This is a genomic window from Streptomyces sp. NBC_01477 (assembly GCF_036227245.1).
Classification (GTDB): Bacteria; Actinomycetota; Actinomycetes; order Streptomycetales; family Streptomycetaceae; genus Actinacidiphila.
The window spans coordinates 6581652-6598154 of sequence record NZ_CP109445.1 but is presented as its reverse complement, the minus strand read 5'-3'; the positions used below and the strand labels follow the sequence as shown (position 1 = coordinate 6598154).

At 69.7% G+C, this 16503-nt stretch carries 12 protein-coding genes; 6 read left to right on the top strand and 6 right to left on the bottom strand.

What is annotated here, in order from left to right; translation table 11 throughout:
* Positions 1–112 precede the first annotated feature (112 nt).
* Entirely contained in the window at positions 113–385 is a 273-nt protein-coding gene (locus OHA86_RS28030; RefSeq protein ID WP_329179610.1) for a hypothetical protein, read from the top strand.
* Here OHA86_RS28030 and OHA86_RS28025 read toward each other — a convergent pair.
* Genes OHA86_RS28025 through OHA86_RS28010 form a run of 4 tightly spaced genes read right to left on the bottom strand, consistent with a single transcriptional unit; the run spans position 374 to position 9414 of the window.
* Complete coding sequence (locus tag OHA86_RS28025; protein WP_329179609.1) at positions 374–3088, bottom strand: pPIWI_RE module domain-containing protein; 2715 nt, start codon at positions 3086–3088, stop codon at positions 374–376. The two genes, OHA86_RS28030 and OHA86_RS28025, sit on opposite strands and share 12 nt — an antisense overlap.
* Before the next feature lie 38 nt (positions 3089–3126).
* Entirely contained in the window at positions 3127–6621 is a 3495-nt protein-coding gene (locus tag OHA86_RS28020) for a hypothetical protein (RefSeq protein WP_329179607.1), read from the bottom strand.
* Positions 6614–7837, bottom strand: a complete 1224-nt coding sequence (locus tag OHA86_RS28015) for a hypothetical protein (RefSeq protein WP_329179606.1) — start codon at positions 7835–7837, stop codon at positions 6614–6616. The genes OHA86_RS28020 and OHA86_RS28015 overlap by 8 nt, the downstream gene beginning before the upstream one ends.
* Positions 7834–9414 (bottom strand): PD-(D/E)XK nuclease family protein, encoded by a 1581-nt coding sequence (locus tag OHA86_RS28010; RefSeq protein WP_329179604.1) that lies wholly within the window; start codon positions 9412–9414, stop codon positions 7834–7836. The genes OHA86_RS28015 and OHA86_RS28010 overlap by 4 nt, the downstream gene beginning before the upstream one ends.
* Before the next feature lie 88 nt (positions 9415–9502).
* Here OHA86_RS28010 and OHA86_RS28005 point away from each other — a divergent pair, with 88 nt between their 5' ends.
* Positions 9503–10417 (top strand): serine/threonine protein kinase, encoded by a 915-nt coding sequence (locus OHA86_RS28005; protein ID WP_329179603.1) that lies wholly within the window; start codon positions 9503–9505, stop codon positions 10415–10417.
* Between the two features lie 17 nt (positions 10418–10434).
* On the opposite strand, the gene OHA86_RS28000 is transcribed toward OHA86_RS28005, so the two are convergent.
* Positions 10435–13194: an AfsR/SARP family transcriptional regulator gene (locus tag OHA86_RS28000; RefSeq protein ID WP_329179601.1), complete on the bottom strand. Its 2760-nt coding sequence runs from the start codon at positions 13192–13194 to the stop codon at positions 10435–10437.
* A gap of 230 nt (positions 13195–13424) precedes the next feature.
* On the opposite strand from OHA86_RS28000, the gene OHA86_RS27995 reads away from it, so the two are divergent.
* The 3 genes from OHA86_RS27995 to OHA86_RS27985 all read left to right on the top strand — a co-directional run bounded on the left by OHA86_RS27995 (position 13425) and on the right by OHA86_RS27985 (position 14917).
* On the top strand, positions 13425–13586 hold the full coding sequence (locus OHA86_RS27995) for a hypothetical protein (RefSeq protein WP_329179599.1): 162 nt from the start codon (positions 13425–13427) through the stop codon (positions 13584–13586).
* Between the two features lie 282 nt (positions 13587–13868).
* Positions 13869–14633, top strand: coding sequence for a hypothetical protein (locus OHA86_RS27990; protein ID WP_329179598.1), 765 nt, complete (start codon positions 13869–13871; stop codon positions 14631–14633).
* Positions 14633–14917, top strand: coding sequence for a helix-turn-helix domain-containing protein (locus OHA86_RS27985; RefSeq protein WP_329179596.1), 285 nt, complete (start codon positions 14633–14635; stop codon positions 14915–14917). Before OHA86_RS27990 ends, OHA86_RS27985 begins: the two co-directional genes overlap by 1 nt.
* Positions 14918–15204: 287 nt before the next feature.
* Here the strand turns inward: OHA86_RS27985 and OHA86_RS27975 are convergent, their stop codons facing one another.
* Positions 15205–15519: an NIPSNAP family protein gene (locus OHA86_RS27975; RefSeq protein ID WP_329179595.1), complete on the bottom strand. Its 315-nt coding sequence runs from the start codon at positions 15517–15519 to the stop codon at positions 15205–15207.
* Positions 15520–15591: 72 nt separating this feature from the next.
* On the opposite strand from OHA86_RS27975, the gene OHA86_RS27970 reads away from it, so the two are divergent.
* Positions 15592–16452, top strand: coding sequence for an Fpg/Nei family DNA glycosylase (locus OHA86_RS27970; RefSeq protein WP_329179593.1), 861 nt, complete (start codon positions 15592–15594; stop codon positions 16450–16452).
* The last annotated feature ends 51 nt before the right edge of the window (positions 16453–16503 follow it).

The window sequence follows — 16503 nt, the reverse complement described above, 5'->3', positions numbered from 1 at the left end:
GGATGCTCGGGCGGGGAAGTGTTCGGCTGGTGCGCCCGGCCTGTGGGCCTTGCAGGAGCACTCCGCGTACGTACATCAGGGGTTTGCAGAGGAAAGGCCCAGGGGGTGGGTTATGAAATGGGACGAAGTGACTCTCGTCATCCTCGCTGTGTTCGGCTGCCTGACATTGCTGTTGACGCAGGTCAGCGAGGTGCTGTCCAAACTGCCGGAGATCATCCGCGCATGGCGGCGGGTACGGCGCGAACTGAATGGCGGGATGGGCCCGGATGATCCGCAGCGTTCAGCGGACGTCAGCGTGCCAGACGCTCCTGCGACCGGCCCCGTCGCTGACCGAGAGTCCGACGAGGCCGATGCAGGAGAGGGACGGAGGGTGTCAGGCCCCTGACGCAGTCGTCGGGACGCTCGGGGACTCGGCCAGGGGGAGGACGTATTCGGCAGCCAGGCGCGCCAGATGCAGCGGGAGGGGGCGACCCAGCGGCGGGTAGTCGTCGTGGTACCGCAGTTGATGGGCCAGGGTGGCCCATTCCGCGGGGCGGTCAGGTGCCGTACCGGCGCGGTCGGACTCCGTCAGGGCCTTCTCGGTGAGGCAGCCGAGGACGGTCACCTCGAGTTGCGCGGGGTTCCAGGCTGTTTTGCCCGGTGCGGTACGGGATTCGGCTGTCGGGACCAGCTTCCTCAATCCCTTGGGGAGAACCGCGGTGTGGGGTGTGCTGGCGGTACTGGCGAAGACCCGGTTCTCCGGCTCGGCCGGACCCCAGACGCCTTCGGCGAAGCCGATCCGGTCGTTCCCGTCGTGGGCGTACCACTCGGGCACCTCCTCGCGGCTGTTCGCGTCACGCACCAGGACGACGCGCAGGTCGTTTCCATACAGAGTGAGGCGCTGGTCCGGTTCGGTCCCGAAGCCGAGCATGTCCCGTGACAGGGAGCCGTTGCTCAGCCGCGGCCAGCACTGGCGCAGGTTCGCCGAGCTTGCCAGCAGCAGCGTCGGCTGTTCCCTCAGTTGGAACAGCAAGGCCCGGATCTGCCGCTGGACTTCCCTTTGCCACCGCTCTTCGATGCCTTCCCGGTCCGAGTCGCGTCGCAGCCGTCGGTCGCGGATGCTCTCATCAGCCAGCGAGAGCAGAAGTTGCGGATACGGGACCCAGGCTGACCGCTCGGCGTCCCAGCCCTCGATGGCTCCCGGCTCCTCCTCGACCCGTACGCGAACCGCGACGAGTCGACGGCCGGGGCAGCGGGTCGGCCCGTGAGCGGTGTACCGCACCACCCACAGCGCCGCGTACTGCAGGTCGCCCGGGATGCCGGCACCGACGCGGTGGGCGGGCGGGCTGATCGCGCCGAGCTGCCGGAAGGCGTCGAGCCAGGTCCAGCGGGCGCGGTGTTCCAGAGAGGTCGCCGCGGTGGGCAGGTTCACGAACTGGCTGATCCTTCCCTGCCTCGCCCATGCCACGCGCAGCGCGTGCTTGGGGTCGGAATCGGGCTGCTCGGCGAACTGGCACTTGTCCGCAATCTCGGCCACCACGAGGGCAGCGCTGCTCCGCGGCCGCTCCATGTGCTCGTCCACCAACACACAGCGGTCGTTGATCGCGTCGGCAAGACGGACGGCACGTCGTCGGGTGCGGTCTCCGGACATCGGCAGCGGGCTGAGAAGCACTCCCGCGGGACGCGCCCTGACGTTGATCTCGATGGCGTCCGCCCGCCACTGCCAGGTGTCGTCGGCGATCTCACGCCCGCTGCCCGGGGGCAGCCCGATGAGTCCCGGCAGCTCCGCAAGCAGCGCCGTGCGTGTCTCGGCGGATTGCCAGAGGATTTCGACGTCCAAGGGACGGCCGCCCAGCGCGCGGCCCAGCGCGGCCTGGCGGCGCAGGGCCAACTGGGCTTCGCGGGCCGAGGGTTCGTCCTTCTTGGCCGAGCGGGGCAGCAGTGAAGGGGTGTTGCGACGGGTGACGCGGCCCAGGTCGGCCACCCGGCGCATGACGGGCCGAAGCCCCTCCTCGACCCAGCTGTCGATCTCGGCCCGTTCGCCGGGCATCAGGCCCGATCCGACACTGTGGTGGCCGAGTCTCGGGTGATAGACGATGCCGGCGGCGATGTCCCCATGCCCGGTGATCCACTTGTCGGGGGAAGTGAACAGCTCCATGGGGTCGGGGTAGCGGTGCACGATGTCCAGCTCGGGGACCAGCAGGGCAGGGCTGTGGCGGCGCCAGGCAAGTTCCCTGCGCCGACGGTCGTAGCCGAGGGTGTTCGCCATGAGTCGGGGGTACCGCTCGGGGCTCGAGGGCCAGGGAGGCGGGGCGTCCAGCAGGACGGTCGCACCGCTCATCCGGTGCGGGCGCAGCTCCAGCCGGGTGGCCCACCGACGCAATCCGGTGGAAACGTGCAGGCGGAAGCGGGGAGCGAACGGCACCGTGTGGACGGTGATCTTCACCTGCGCGGAGTAATACCAGGTCTCCTTGCGCCGTTCGTACCGTTGCGGTGGCCAGGAGATCAGTTCCACGCCGCCGCCCGTACTCACGACCCGGAAGCGCAAAGTGGTCCCGCCGGTCCTGAAGGGCCGGGCCGCCAGACGCAGCGCGACCTGCTCGGGCAGCAGGCTGTAGAGGCGGCGCAGGGGTTCCGCGGTGCCGCCGGCGGACATGGCGGTCTCGGTGAGGTCGACGGTCTCCGCCTCCCACACCGGGAGCCTGAGCCCGGTGGCCGCTCCCTCGGCAAGCAGCTCATCCTCCAGCTCCCAGTCCCCCTCGCCGTCCTCCTCGTCGTCTCGCCGGAAGACCCCGCCCGCCCAGGTCGCCACCAGCGGAGCCAGAACCTCATGCGGTACAGGCTCATGCGCGTACAACCAGGGCAGCCGCCCGTCGGTCCCGGCGTTGCGGCCGGTGGCGAGGACACCGGGTGCCATGCCGCACAGCAGGGAGTTCAGGCGCCTTACCGGAAGCCTGAGCGGGTGGTCGGTTCCCGGATGGGCCTGCTCCCAGCGGCGGGTGAGTTCAGTGTGCAGTTGCTCACCGAGCCGCATCACCTGAAGTTCCTCCTGCCAGGGACCGTGCGCCGGATCGGGCTCGTAGGCCGTGACACGGACGGTCTGATACACGCGGTACCTCCTTGAACAGAGTGGACATTGACGACGGGCTACGGCTGAAGGCCCGAAGGGGTCTCGGCGAGGCCGCGGCCGAGCATGCGCCACAGGGGCTCGTAAAGGGCCCGGACGATGAACCGCTCGTCGGCGGGCTTGCCGTCATCGGCGAAGTACGGGTCGAGCACGGCGAGGACGCTGTGCAGCAGGCTGGACGTCTCGGTGTCGGGCCGCGGCGGGCACGCGGCACGGTTGGGCGCGAAGGCAGCGTCCACGAAGACGACCCTGGCCGGCACTCCGCCGCGCACCAGGCGGCCGATCACCTGCCACATCAGGACAAGCATGTCCCACGTGACCTGTTCCCGGTCGGAGCCGAGACGGCTCCAGGCCAGCGGACGTTGCAGCAGTTGGTACCAACGTGAGCGGGCTTGGCGGCGGAACTCCTCCGCGCCCGCCTCGATGGTGCTCCCGCCGCGGACCCAGGCCGCGAAGTGACCGTTGTCCTGCATGCGGACGATCCAGTCGTTGATGGCGTTGACGGCCAGCGCGAGATCCTCGGGGTGCGGGTTCGGGCGGGCGAGGAAGTAGACGGTCCCGATCGCCGCCTCGGCGTCGTCGTTGAGGATGTTGTGGCCCCGCTCGACGGCAAGCAGCGGCGCCACCAGGATGTCCGCTTCGAGCTCCTTGAGATGCTCGACGTCTCCACGCCGCAGCGTTCGTGCCCGGCCGAGGGACGGTGCGCGGTCCTCCTCGTCGATCTCCTCGTCGTCCGAGACCAGGCAGAGCACTCGGTCCCGCCACCGGTCGTTGAGGCCGTCCAGGGTGTCGGCCACCAGCCGGGCCTCCTGATAGCTGCCGACCAGCAGCAGGATCTGGTCGCGTCCTTCGGGCAGCGACAGCAGTTCCCGTTCCAGCGGCCCGCCGTCCTCGGCCTCCTCCATTCCGGCGCCGAGCCAGGTCGCGATCCGGCGCAGCTTCTCCGGCCGCTCGTCGATGTCGGACCCGGAGATCCGCATCATCTCGTCCCCGTCCTCGAGGAATTCGAAGCGCATGCTGCTCTCGGCCGCAATACGCTCGGTCACCTCCCACGGCGGCTCGATGATCACGCCGACCGGTACGGCAACGTGGTAGCGGCTGGACTTCGCCGCCCAGCTGCTGCCGGACATCAGCAGGAGGTGGGCGCCGGGACGGCCGTCGACGGATGCCAGATGCGGGGCCTCCCTGAGCAGTTCCCGACCGACGCCGCTGCAGCGGAAGAAGGTCAGTTCACCGCTGCGGACGCCTCCCTTGTCCTCGCCTTCCACCCGGAACTGGAAGCCGATCACGTTGCCCATCGGGGCTTCGGGCACCAGGGGGCCGTAGTCGCGCGGCCTGCGGTACATCTCGTTGAAGCCGAGGCTGAGCGACGCCTCGACCCTGGGCCACATGGCGTTGATCATCGCCAGCCGCGGCTCCAGCGCGCTGAGAAGCAAAGTGAACTCGAAACGCTTGGCGAGTTCTTCGCGCCACTCCTTCGGACTCTGCGGTGGCGGTGGGACCTTGCGCTCCCGACCGCTCTTGGCCGACTTGCGCTGCTGTTGCTGTTTCCTTTTCTCCCATGCGGCCAGCTCGTCGTCGTACTCCTTCTGCCTGCCGGCCATGTATGTGTCGTCGAGGTGGAAGATCTCGTCCATCACGGTCATCAGGCTGCGCCGGGTGCTCTCCGGATTGCCTGTGTGCAGCAGCTCGTTGAGCAGGGCGGTGAGATGCGTGAAGTTCTCCTCCGGCCGGCGCGGGCGGTCGCCGAAGGGGTTGTCGCGGAAGGCGTCGAAGAGTTTCCCCAGTGTCTCCCTGGGAGCCCGGTTCGGGTGCTCGGCGTCCCCGTCGTCCGGCAGCGGGTAGCGCTCGTCGAGCAGCCCGAGCTGCAGGGTCCACGCGCTGAAGTAGCCGACGCGGACCCAGGCGCGCAGCTGCGGTTGCGAGACCAGCATCGCGTACAGCCGGTCCGTCGCCGTGCCCGCCGTGTTGAGTGCGGCGGAGAAGTTCTCCACGTCGCGATCCGAGAGCTGAGTCCGTCCGCTGGCGGCGAGCTCCCGGATCTTGTGCCGGGTGAGTACGTCGATGAAGCCCCTTTCCTCGTCACAGGCGAGCAGCACCGCCGGCGCGAAGGTCCGGTCGAGGTTCATCTGCACCCGGTCCGCCTCGTCGACGATCATCAGGTCGCTGCGGCGGCAGGCAAGTTCGAAGTAGCGCACGCGCTCGCCGTTCTGCGGACGCGGCGGCGAGGAGTCGATGAGGCCCGGCGCTGTGGCGACCCAGATGGACGCGCCCACCAGTGCCCGGGAGCCGTGGTGCCGGGGGCAGACGGACCACAGCGGGCAACTCACAAACCCTTTCTGCCACTCCGGCGGGTGACCTCCCCCGGTACGCCGGGCGGGGCCGGCCGGCGGCCGCAGACGGGTACAGGGAGCTTCGCCGAACATGAGCGGTCCGGTGACGGGAGCACGCAAGGCGGCGTTGAGGACGCACGATGTGCCGAGATACGTGAACGCCGGGTCGTCGTGGGCGAGCAGCCGGTGCTCCCCCCGGCCGGCGAGGCGGCGGTGCAGTCGCTGGGCGTGCCGCTCACGGCCGTGCAGGCCGAGCACCGGGGCCGCGGCCCCACCGGTGTAGAGGTTGTACTGCTCGACCAGCTTCAGCACCTCGGCCACGTCGGAGACGACGACCGTGGTTCGTTTCTTGAGGCCGGCGAGGTGGATGGCGATGATGTCGCGCAGCGTGCTCTTGCCCGCGCCGACGATGCCCAGCAGATGCTGGATGCCGTCCACAGTGAACTCGCCCGTCTCCTGGAAGGCTCCGTCCTTCCTGCTGGACATCCGGAACGCCCGGAGCCGTTCCAGCCAGCGTGGCGCACGGCCGGTTCCCGAGCGTGCGTGGATGGCGTCCATCTCCGCCGCCGTACGTTCCAGGTCTGCCATCCGGAACGTCAGCGGCTCGCCGCCGCCGGCCGGCCCGAGGTCCACGTCGTGGGCCGCCAGGGGCTCGCGGGGCAGCAGAGGGATCTCCGCTACCGCGGTGGAGCGGCTGAGGGAGAAGGTGTGCGGCCCCGGTCCCGCCACCGGCAGCCGCTGCCCGGCGATCGGCGGCGCGGAACGCAGCAGCCGGTCGTAGACCTGCCAGCGGTCGCATCCGAGGGAAACCTCGCGGCGGCCGGCCGGGCTCTCCGTGTCCGGGACGTCGAAGCCACGCATCTGAGCCGCGAAGCGCTGGTAGCGCTCGAGTCCCTCACGCCACGCCCGGCTCCTGCGCAGCGTCCACAGGGAGTGCCGGGCCACTCGCAGGGTACGGTCGGCGTCCGGCGGCAGCGGGACACCGTATGCCTGAGCGAACCCGTAGCCGCTGAACAGCACCCAGGCGTGACCGGCGGGGCTGCCCGGCATGAGCTTTTGCTGGAGGTGGAGCCCCAGCTCGATCTGGCAGAAGAACTCCAGCGCCGGTGAGCGCACTTCCCGTCCCGCGGCCACCCGCAGCTCGGAGAGCAGGTGAGCCAGGGGTGGAGTCAGGCTACGCATCAGCGTCTCCGTTCGTCTCGGGTGCGGTCGCAGCGCCCTCCTGGCCGGGTGAGCCGGTGGACCACGTTGCCTGCGGAGGGACGGCGGCGAGGTCCCGCACCAGTTCCTCGGGCGTGGTCAGCAGAACGTGTGGCCTGACGACTTCAGGCAGGGCCGCGGTGAACGCGGCCCGGTATCCCGTGCGGTCGGCGAGCCGGCGGGGCACAACCACTGCCGTGCCATCGGCGATACCTGCCGTCCGGGAGGCGAGCCGGGCCGCCAGCAGGGCGGGTTGCAGGCGGTCGTAGGCATGCAGGCTCCGCACCCGCCGTCCGGCGCCGAGCAGGCGGTAGGCGTTGAGTCCACCCGGCAGGGCCTCGTATCCGACACCGAAGCGGTCGAGCTCGGCGAGCGCCGCTTCCTCGACGCGCAGCGGAAGCGCGACGAACGCTCGCAGTGGCCTGCGCAGCATCCGGAGCCGGCCGGGATCTCGGATCAGTTCCAGGCTCACGCCGTGCGGGCACTCCTCCGACTCGCACCAGGTGTTCGCGCCGGAGTACAGAGCACCGTGCTCCGGAGCCTTTCGTCCGCGGAGGCGGGCCGGCAGGCGGCAGCCGGCGCAGCGCAGAAGCGTGCCTTCGACAACCAGCGCTTCGGGCACAGGGTGGTAGAGGTCGCGCACCCGGCTCCAGACCGCGTTGCTCCAGCCGTGCTTGAAGCGGTCGTCCTGGTGCACCATCACCTTGTGCGCGAGGAACTGGCGGCAGCGGCGGTACCGCTCCGCCGAGCCGCACCGGGTTTCCAGTTCGGCGAGAAGGCCCAGGGCCGTGGTCTCGGCGCCGCCTCCGGGGCCGGCCGAGGCGAGTTCCAGGCATGTCCGGGTGGGCGCCAGGCCGATCGGGTGGACGAGCGTCGACGCGGGAGTGAGCAGCGTCGGGGGAACGGTGAAGGGCCGGTCACGGGCCGATCGGTGCCGGCACCACTTCAGCAGTTCGGGCAGGCTCTTCGGCGGCGCTTCCCCGGCGTGGAGGCAGTGGAGTACGACGCGGTCGAGCACGCTTTGCGCCGCCGGCGGATACGGAAGCGTGAACGACCGCAGGCCACCGTGGTCGGCAAGGGCCACGACGATGCGGGAAAGCTCACGGTAGAGCCGGGTTCCGGCGTCCTCCCGCTCCGGAATGCCGGGGCCCGCGGTATCCACGCCTTCGGGCCGGGGTGACGCTGTCGCGGTCGTCACGCCGCCTCCTCCACGGGAAGGGCCGAGGGGCACCAGCGGGCCACTTCGCACCGTGTGCAGGCCGCGCCGGGAGTCGCCACGAAGCGGTCGTCACGGTGCCAGCCGCCGATGAGGCCGCGCAGGATCTTCTCCGCGGCAGAACGGACCGCGGGGGCGAACGGGTCGATGATCTCCAGGTCCGCGCCGCCGGGACGCAGCACCTCCAGCTCGACGCGGCTGCGGCCCGGCCGCCCGCCCAGATCCCCGCGTGCGAGGAGCACCACCCCCAGGGCCAGTTGCGGAAACCTTTCAAGAAGCGGGCCGCTCCCGGGCCGGTCGCTGGCCGATGTCTTCGTCTCCCGCCACACCCAGGAGTCCGCGTCCCGGTAGAGCATGTCCGGGGCGGCGATCACGATGACGTCGGCCTCGGTGTCATGACGTACGACCCGCGGCTCGTTGCGCACGTCCGTCCCGTCGTGCACGCAGCGCAGCGGGCACACAGCGGCGTGCCTGCGCAGCAGCTGCGCGCCGAGGGCCCGTTCACCGTCGCTCAGGTCGAAACCCTCGGGGACCCACTCGTCCGGTACGTCTGCCGTGCAGGGCCGCAGCACACTCCTGCCGTGGCGTGCTGCGAGGTACGCGTGGACAGCGCGGCCGCGCTCGGCAGCCGGGCCGCGCTCGATGGCGTCCGCGGTGGGAAGGCGCAGCCGCCGAAGGTGGTCCCGCGCGGGACAGATCCGGTAGTTCCGCCCGTTGGTGACGGACCAGGTCCGCCGCGGCCTCCCCTGGGCTTCGACACCGAGCAGTCCGGGCGCCCGGCGCAGCGCGGGGCAGACCGACACGTACGGGCATTCAGCGCAGGAGGAGCCCGGCCGGAACTCCTGGCTGTCCAGCAGCGCGTTCAACGCCGCGGGGCCGTGCTCACGGTAGCGGCTCACCGCCTCGCCCCGGGTGCCGTCGAAGAGCGTACGCACCTGGCCGTCGAGCAACGCAAACTCCACGATCCGGATGCGCTCGGGTGGCGGTCCCGGAACCCCCTCGGAGAGCACCAGGGCCGCCGCGGCGACAAAGCCCTCGGGCGGGGAAGCCTGGTGCAACCGGTTCACCGGCAGCCGGAGCTCACGCACCGTCCCGTCGGCCGACCGCAGGCACCGGCCCCAGACGGTGAACCGGTACTCGCGGGCACCCCGCGGGTCGGCGGCGGGGGGCTGGTGACGATAGGTCCAGGGCTCCGCAACCTCCGTCAGCGGGTTGCCCGGGTCGACAGGAAAGGCCTCCTCGTAGGAGGCCGAGGCGTGTTCCGTCCACCGCCGCAGGCCGTCGTGCGCCTTTTTCGGGGGCCGTACCCACCCGTCCCCCAGCTCGCCGGCCGGCGGGCGCGGGGCGCGTGCATCGCAGGCCGCCATGAAAGGGCCGAAGGTGAAGTGCTCCAGTAGTTCGCCGCGGCGCGCGGAACGCTGTGTCGGGCGGTAGCCGCGCGCCTTGAGCGCGTCCGCGGCAGGGCAGCGGTATTCGATTCCCTTGAACATTCCGACGGACACCTTGATGACGTCGGACGTCCGCTGGACCCCGTCCGGGGGCAGCCACGGATCGGTCATTTTCACTCCTTTTCCGGTGGATGGAAAGGACTTGCTGGCATGCTGGGGGCGACCGGCAGTGGGCCCCAGGGCGTGAGGAGAGGCGGTCATGGGGTTGATCAAGAACATCGGCGATATCGAAGAGACGTACGACATCCACAAGCTGGCAGGCAGCGGTGGACAGGCGGAGTTGTACATCGGATACGAAAGGTCCAGTGGCCGGAAGGCAGCCGTCAAAGTCCAGAACGAGCAGGGCTTCGAGCCGACCTATCATTTTGAGATCCTGGCGAAGGAACTGACAGAAGAAGGCGAGTACATTCAAAAGTTGTCCGGAACTCCGGGCATCCCGCGCATATTCGCGTTCGGTCGCTACCGGAACCTGCGCTGCATTGTTATGGAGTTCATCGAAGGAACTCTGCTGACGAATGCGTTGGAATCAGTCCGGCCTGTGCGTAATGTCACCACGGTTGCGTCGATCATCGGACAACTCTGCGAGATCCTTGATCACGTCCACCACAGCAACCTCGTCCACCGCGACGTGAAGCCGGACAACGTGATGGTGGAGCCGGACGGGTGCATCCGGCTGTTCGATCTGGGGCTCGCCGTTGAGGCCGGCGCGGGAATTGAATTCCCATGCGGCACCATGGGCTTTGCGCCGCCGGAGCAGCTCAACGTCAATCCCAAGGGGATCACTGGACAGGCTGACATCTTCGCGCTGGGCTCCATGCTGATGGAGATGACGGTCATGCAACGGCCTTACGGAGGGACCAGGGCGGGCATTATCGGCAAGGACCACCCGGTTCAGCCCGTTCTGCCGCCCGGCCGCCTCGCGGCACTCCCTCCGGAGCTTGCCCCGCTGGCGCTGCGCATGGTGGACCGCGATCCGGGCCGCCGCCCGGCCACCGTGCGGGAAGTCTTCGATGCGCTGCGTCCGCATCTGCCCGTGCCGGGTTCTTGCCGCCCGCGAAAGCCGCTGCGACCCGACCCGACGGAGTACTACCGCACGCATACGCCGACGCTGTGAAACACGCGGGCTGTACCTCACCTCAGCATTTCCAGGCGATCGCGCACCTCTTGGACGCCCGCCCCGCCCATGCACTCGCGCACACGCAGAACACGCTCCAGAACGGCTGCTGCCTCGTGCGTACGCCCGGCTGCCACGAGAACGTCGGCATGCAACCACGAGACCTTGTCCTCATAAGCCCAGTGGCCCAGTTCGCGATAGATACTCGCAGCCTGCTCGTAGAGAGTGTCGGCCTCGTTGCCCTCGCCACGCGCATGGTGAATCTTGCCGAGGGTGTACAGCACGTCGGCCCGACCGTTGAGGACGTGGTCCTGACCGTTTGCGCTCAGACCTTCGATGGCGCCGAGCGCGCCCGCACACTGGCGCAACGCATCGTCGTACTCCCCGCGGTCGTAGTGAATCGTGCCGAGCCCGTTCAGCGCCTCTGCCACACCCACCGGGTCGGACAGCTCCCGGTACAGCCCCAGGGCCTGGGTGTGGTAGCGCTCAGCTTCCTCGTCCTGTCCCTGCTTTCGCAGTGTGCTGGCCAGTACCTGGAAGGAGCGGGCGAGGCTCATCCGCCCGAGAGCACTGTCGTCCTGCCCGCTCAACCGCACCGCCCGGCGCAGGGCGCCCGCAGCGGACTCGAATTCCCCCCGCCTCCAGTGGGTCCCGGCCAGCACCCGATAGAACAGGGCACGGTCAACGGGAAGGGCGTGGTCCTCCGCAGCTTCCATCGCCAGTTTGAGGAAGTGGTGAGCGTCACCGAGACGCCGTCGGCGCCACTGGTACGTGACCAGGGTGGTCGGCAGGAGCCAGGTGTAGGAGCCGAGCGACAGTCTGATCGCCAATTCGATGCACTGGAGGGTCGTGTCGTACTCCTCGTCCAGGAGCGCCATGGCACGTTCAGCTGACTCCGGCTCTGCCACAGTGATGCCGTCTGGTTCTCCGATGGGGAGCCGCCGTTGGCTGTTCAGCAGTCGGTCGCACGCGTGGATGTTGTGCAGCTGATGTTCCAGGACCTGCCGGACGGTCTCGGTCTCGAATTCCGTTTTCGCGACGGGAAACATCACCTCCATCTCATGACGGGCGAAAGCCCGTACCAAGTCGTGCAGGCAGTAGCGCTCGGCTTGCAGGTACACCAGATTGGCAGTGGCGAGTTCCTCCACTGCGTGGTCGGCATCCGTTCCGACGCCGACTGCCCCGAGGTCCATCACCGCCTCCCAGCCGATGCTCGGGCCGGGGTGCGTGGCGAGCTGCCACAGCAGCCGTCGTGCGTCCTCGCTGAGGGCCAGTGCCGAGCAGCTCAGAGCGGTGAGCACGGAAAGGTCCCGATCTGTCCGGTGCAGGATCCGCAGTCGCTGCTTCTCTTCCTTCATCTTCCGCGCGAGAGCCGGGAGCGCACTCGCCGGCCGATGCCGCAGCCTGCTCCTGATCACGATGAGGGCCAGCGGGAGATGTCCGCACTGTTTCACCAGTTCAGCGAAGGGCTTGGCGTACTTTTGCCGGTCCGCCGGGGTGAACCCGTCCTGGAGCAGTTCCATGGCGGCCGAGTGGACCAGCGGCTCCAAGGCGGACACATGGACATCGCGGGATGCGCACAGCTCATCCAGGGTGCTCCGGCTGGTGACGATGACGGCGCAGGTGCCGGGCCCGGGGAGCAGCGGCAGGACCTGGTCAGCTCGTGCGGCGTCGTCGAGGACGATCAACACCGATCGGCGAGCGAGCGCCGATCGCAACGCGGCGCTCTTGGCCGCTAGCCCCACGGCGGGGGCTTGCGGCGGGAGTTCGGCCAGGAACCGGTCCAGGAGGTGCTCGGGATCGGTGGGTTCCACGTCCTTCTCCGCGAACCCGCGGAGATCGCCGTAGAGGATCCCGTCAGGGAATCGGTCCCTGAGCTGCAGAGCGAGGCACGAGGCCAGCGCGCTCTTGCCCACGCCGGCCAACCCGCTCAGCAGGACCACCGTGGTCGCGCCCACGTCCTGCCTGCCCTGTACGTGATCGACCAGGGACCACAGCAGCTCGTCACGTCCCGCCATCTTCGGCGGCGGGGCCAGCAGTTGGTACGGTGCCGGCAGCAGCACCCCGGCACGCGAGGCCCGGGCAGGTCCGCGCAGCCGCTCGAACACCGCGCGCAGTTCGGCCCCCGGTGCGCCCCACCGTGCGACCCAGCGCCTGATCAGCGCCTCACACTTGGTGGGCGACATTTCCCGGCCGTGGGCGACCAGGTAGAAGCGAAAGATCGTCTCGCGATCCGGCAGCTGCTCATACAGTCTTTCGGTCTCCTCACGAAGCCACTTCCCCTCTCCTGCGTGCCACGCGGCCTCCAGCCTGCTGCAGACGGCCTCAAGCCAGTCCCTGCGCAGTTCAGCCCGGCGCAGTTCGAACACCTCACCGGTCAGTCCGCGCAGCGGCTCGTGGCCGTCCCATTGCTCAAGCGCGAAGCACAGTTGCTCGAATTTTTCGCGGCCCCATAGATGCCGCGATCGCTGCACCCCATCGTGAAACCGCATGAGGTCGAGGCTTCCTTCCGGCATGCGAATCGCACACACGCCCGAGGCGCTACGCGGGACAACGTCTTCACCGAGCTTGCGTCGCAGGCCGCTCACCACTCGGTAGATGCTCTCGTCGGACGGCTTCTCCCCCGGCCAGAGCGCTGCCGCCACCTCTTCCTTGGTGCACTGTCCACCAGGCGCGGTCGCCAGCAACGAGAACAGAGCCGTGATCCTGTTGGTCCCGAAAACCACGCTTCGCCCCTGGTCAACGACCCGGACCACCCCCAACACGTGTGCGTCCACGGTCCACTTCCTCCCCTGCTCACCGCGCTTCTGCCGCCTCCCCAGCGGCATCCAAGGTTCTGTACACCGGCCGCACCGGCCTCACACGCCTTTCACTCCCGCGCGCCCCCGGCCGACGTCAGATTTACGTCAGATTCGGCTCAGCGGGCGCCCGCAGACGCCAGGCACGATGTCGCCAGTCGCCGAACACACGACGCGACGAACCGGTCACCTATCGAAGGGAACCCTCTATGGCCACTCACCGAAACGCCCGCCACGGGGTCCGCGCCATGCGGACCTCCGACACCAACTCCGCCCGGAAGCTGAGCCCGATCAAGTCCCAGCCGGAGACAGCCATCGCCGAGGCTCCGGCAGTCGCGGCGCCCGCGTCCTCGCCGGCCGCGACGGACTGACCCACCTCGCCGGGTGCTCACCTCCTCGTGAGCACCCGGCACCGCCCCGCGCCCCACCCCCCTGCGGTTCCGACCTTCCCCGCCCTCGGAGACGGAGTTCGCCGCATCACTGCCGGAGCCACACCACGGAGCGCGTACGGCAAGGGCGGCGCACGCTTGAAGAATTTCGTTACTCCTGGTGCTCGTTCCCGTTTTGTCGGAATCGGGAGTTGCGTCGCGCAGGCATCTGCACACCCCCACACTCATCCGGTACCGGCCTCCCGGTACCGAGAGAGGACTCTCATGACGTCTTCATTTCCCTGCGGCGCGCTCGCTGCGGTCGCCCAGCACTTCGACGATCCTCGGATCCGGGACGAGGCACAGCTGATCGTCCTGCCCGGGAACGACGCATGGCCGGTACGGCTCTCTCCCGCCGAGGCCCGCGAGGCGGTCGACGCGTCGGCGGCCGACCCGGAGCTGGCCGCCGCGGTCTGGCAGAACGCGCTGGCCGAGGCCCGCGCCGAGACGACGCCCCGCGGTTCCGCGCAGCTGCTGCTGATCTGGCTGCTGCTGCCCCGGCTCAACGGGACGGCCCGGAGGATCTGCGAGCGGCTACGCGCCGATCGGGCCGACGTGGAGTCGGAGATGATGCTCGCGCTCCTCGAAGAGATGCCGGGCATCGACCTCCCGGGAGAGCTCGCGGCGCAGACACTGGTCAGGGCCGCACGCAGCGCCGGGTGGCGGTACGCGCGGGCCGGGTGGCGCGAGAAGCCGGCCGACTGGCTGGAGAACATGGCCGACAGCGCCGGGGACATCTTCGAGGACAGCATCGACGAGGACGCGGAGCAGCAGCCGCAGCTCGACGTGGTGGTGCCCCGCCCCGCCGGACCGCACGGCCTGCGAGCGGAACTGCGAGTCTCCGCCCCCGCCGGGCAGGTGGAGGCCGCTGTGCTCACCGGGCTGGCCGATGACTACGGCGTGCGTGAGGTGGTGCGGCGCGCCGGACAGTCCAGGCGGCGGCGCCGCGTCGGGACGCTGAAGTTGTGGCTCGGGGAGAGGCGTCGGTGATGCAGCAGGCCACGCGCTCACCGCTGGGCTTCGGCGAGGTGTTCGACCTGCCGGTCACCGTGGACCTGCGGACCGCCGCCCGCGCGTTCGGCATCCACCCCGGGACCGGCTACCGGCTGATCCGGCAAGGGGCCTTCCCGTGCCCCGTGCTGCGGATCGGAGGCCGGTATCGGATTCCGACGGCGCACCTCATGCGCATACTCGGCATCCAGGAGCGCCCGGTGTACGCAGTGGATCTTGAGGACGACGATCTGACGGCACCACTGGACGCCCGCAACGGGTGACGCGGGACTGCTACGCGTCCGGTCGGCGGTCCCGGGCAGACGCCCCGGGCCGCCGGCCGAAACGGTCGGATCCTGCTCGGGGACGAGAGCATCGGCATCGGTGTCGTGCATTGCTACCGGGACCGACGGGCTGTCCGCCGAGGCTGCGCTCGGGGCCGGCGGGCGGCTTGTGGCGGTGGTTCCCTCACGGGACTACCGGCAGAGCACGGTGCGGTCGGCGCGCGGACCGCACCGTCGCCGTCTGGAACGGACAACCGCCCGGTGGCGAGGGCGGCGGCCCCGCCGGGCTACGGCGTGCCCGGGAGCATGGGGCGCATGAAGGTGCGGTCGTAGCGGAGGACGCAGCCGCTTTCGTCGCGGATGCGGTCGGCCGCGATGAAGTCGGGGTCGTGGCCGAAGCGGGTGCGGTACTGCTCGTACGCCGCCAGGCTCGGGAAGGTGAAGAGGGCGAGGGCCTTGTCGCTGGCGCCCTCCGAGGGCAGGAAGTAGCCGTGGTGGGTGCCGCCGTGCTGGTCGACCAGTTCCATCCAGCGGCGGCCGAAGCGTTCGAACGCCTCGATCCGGGTCGGGTCGATCACATACTCGACCACACAAGTAATCACGCCTCCGAGGCTAGCCGGGGCGGCGGAGTGGGCGGCACGACGTAAACGGGGGAAAAGGGGCAGACTGGGGGGATGCCGGAACTGCCCGAGGTCGAGTCGTTGGAGCGGTTTCTCGCCGACCGGGTGGTCGGGGGGACCGTGGAGCGGGTGTACGCGCGGGCCGTCCACGCGCTCAAGACGTACGACCCGCCCGTCACCGCCCTGGAGGGGCTGGCCTTCGACGACGTGCGGCGGTACGGGAAGTTCCTGGCGCTGCGGGCGGGGGACGTGTGGCTGGTGATGCATCTGGCCAGGGCCGGCTGGGTGCGGTGGCAGGACGAGCTGCCGGAGGGGCCGCCCAAGGGCGGGAAGGGGCCGCTGGCACTGCGGGTACGGCTGGTGGGCGGGGCAGGCTTCGACGTGACGGAGGCCGGGACCCAGAAGCACCTGGCCGTCTACGTCGTACGCGACCCGCAGGACGTCCCCGGGATCGCCCGGCTCGGGCCCGACCCGCTGGACGCGGGCTTCACGCCGGAGGTCTTCGCGGCGCTGCTGGACGGTGAGCGGCGGCAGATCAAAGGGGTGCTGCGCGACCAGAGCGTCATCGCGGGCATCGGCAACGCCTACTCCGACGAGATCCTGCACGCCGCGAAGATGTCGCCCTTCAAGCTGGCCGCGACGCTGACGCCGCAGGAGACGGCACGGCTGTACGAGGTCATCGGTACGACGCTGGCCGACGCCGTCCAGCGGTCGCGGGGGCTGCCGCTGCGCGATCTCAAGGCGGAGAAGAAGAGCGGGCTGCGGGTGCACGGCCGTACCGGCCAGCCATGTCCGGTCTGCGGGGACACCGTACGCGAGGTGTCGTACCGCGACTCGTCGCTGCAGTACTGCCCGACCTGCCAGACCGGCGGCAAGCCGCTGGCCGACCGCCGGATGTCCCGGCTGCTCAAATAGCCGCCGCAGCCGCACCGCTTCCACCGCGCCGCTTCCACCGCACTGGTACGG